Source organism: Mesorhizobium sp. M7A.F.Ca.CA.004.06.1.1, assembly GCF_003999135.1.
Classification (GTDB): Bacteria; Pseudomonadota; Alphaproteobacteria; order Rhizobiales; family Rhizobiaceae; genus Mesorhizobium.
In genome coordinates, this window is the sequence record NZ_RZPQ01000912.1 from 1 (window position 1) to 2,079 (window position 2,079).

Here is a 2,079-nt window from a genome sequence, read left to right on the forward strand (position 1 = left end):
ACAGCCTGGAGCGGGCCTTGAAATCAAGTGTCGACCGGTTCGGCATGAAGACCGCGCTCGTCGATCAGGGGCGCCGCCCGAAGATCATCGTCATGGTCTCCAAGTTCGACCACGCGCTTCTCCATCTGCTGTACCAGATCAGGGTCGGCTGGCTGAACGCGGAGGTTGCCGCCGTCGTCTCCAACCACGAGGATGCCCGCCGCTTCGCCGAGCTGGAGGGCATCCCCTACCACCATTGGCCGACCACCAGGGAGAACAAGGCCGAACAGGAACAGAAGCTGCTGGACCTGGTGCAGCAAACAGGGGCTGAACTGGTCATCCTGGCGCGCTACATGCAGGTCTTTTCAAAAGGCCTGTCGGACCGGCTGTTCGGACGGGCGATCAACATCCACCATTCCTTCCTGCCGAGCTTCAAGGGCGCCAAGCCGTATCACCAGGCCTTCGACCGCGGCGTCAAGCTGATCGGTGCGACGGCGCATTACGTCACCTCCGACCTCGACGAGGGTCCGATCATCGATCAGGAGACCGAACGCGTCACCCATGCGATGAGCGCCGAGGACTTCGTCGCTGTCGGGCGCGACATCGAAAGCCGGGTGCTGGCGCGCGCCGTCAAGTTGCATCTCGAAGCCCGCGTCATGCTCAACGGCCACAAGACCATCGTCTTCTGAGAAGCCACGTCAGGCCGGCCAACTGCCGCCGGCGAGCGCGGCGTAAAGCGTCTCGGCGTCGATACCGAGCGGCCGGTCCTCTTTCAGCATGGGGACGAGCGAGCGTATCGCCGTGTGAATTGCGGCGGTGCGTGGCGCCAATGTGAAGCCGTCGCGCAGGTCGATGGCCTGTGCGGCGGCCATCAATTCGAAGGCGATCAGGCGGCGCCACAGCGCGATCATCCCGGCGCATTTTGCCACCGCCAGAGGCGTCTGCGTGGCGTGATCCTCGACGCCTTCCGACACGGCCAGGAAGTCGAGCATCACCGGATTGGCCTTGTGGCGGATGGCGGCCAGGATCGACGTCACCGTCTTCTGCAGCGGTACGAGGCCGGCCGAGGCGCCGCCGACCGGCGACAGATATTTCGGCAGGCCATTGCGGCCGGAACCGGTGAGCTGGATGAAGCGCGCGGCACTGGCCGCGGCACATTGGGCGATCGCCAGGCCGAGCGTCTCGAAGGCGAGCGCCAGCGAGGCTGTGTGGAAATTGCCGGTCGACAGCACCAGTCCATCATCGCCCAGCACCAGCGGGTTGTCGGCGGCGGCGTTGAGTTCGATCTCGACAGCCTGTCTCGCCTGACCGATCGCCTCGATCAGCGCGCCATGGATCGACGGCATGCAGCGGATCGACAGCGGGTCCTGCAAGGTGGTCGGCGCCGGCGCCTCGTCTCGGGCGAGCAGATCGTGCAGCACCTTGGCTGCTTGCTGCTGGCCTGCCGCCGGACGCGCCATATGCAGGCGCGGATCGAGGATGGTGCGGTTGGCACCGATGCCTTCCATTGTCAGCGCACCGGCCTGCTGTTGCTGGGCAAGGGCGCGCAATGCATCCGTCACCGCAAGTGCGCCGCTGCCGGCGGACACCGCCGAGGCGTTGATCAGCGACAGGCCGTCCTTGGGCGCCAGGCTGATGGGGGCGAGGCGCGCCATCATCAGCGCCTTGGCCGCCGGCATGAGACGGCCCTGATAGTCGGCTTCGCCATCGGCGGTGAGCATGCGGGCGAGTGCTGTCATCAACACCAGGTCACCGGCGCCGATCGAGCCGAGCGACGGCATGACGGGATGGACGCCGGCATTGAGCGCGTCGACCAAAGCGACGAAGACGGAAGGCGACAGGCCGGAGCCGCCGACCGACAGCATCGACGCACGGGCAAGCATGGTTGCCCGCACGGCTTCAACCGGCAGCACCTCGCCGACGGCGCCACTGCGTCCTTCCAGGAGCTGGCGCTGGAAGGCGCCGGCGTCGCCGTCGACCGCGGTGCCGAGATTGGCGCCGAGCCCGGTGTTCAGGCCATAGATCTGCTGGCCGGACGCGGCGGCCTGGTCGAGCACTTTTCGTGCCTTTTCCAGCCTGCCGATGACATCGGGTCCAATC

The 2,079-nt window shown here is 66.5% G+C and carries 2 protein-coding genes; one reads left to right on the forward strand and one right to left on the reverse strand.

Translation table 11 applies throughout. The annotated features are described in order from the left end of the window. On the forward strand, positions 1-668 hold a 668-nt coding region (locus EN906_RS32035), incomplete at its 5' end, for a formyltetrahydrofolate deformylase (RefSeq protein ID WP_127375677.1). Between the two features lie 9 nt (positions 669-677). Here the strand turns inward: EN906_RS32035 and hutH are convergent. Next, positions 678-2,079: histidine ammonia-lyase (hutH, locus tag EN906_RS32040; protein WP_164777529.1), on the reverse strand; the 1,402-nt coding region annotated here is incomplete at its 5' end.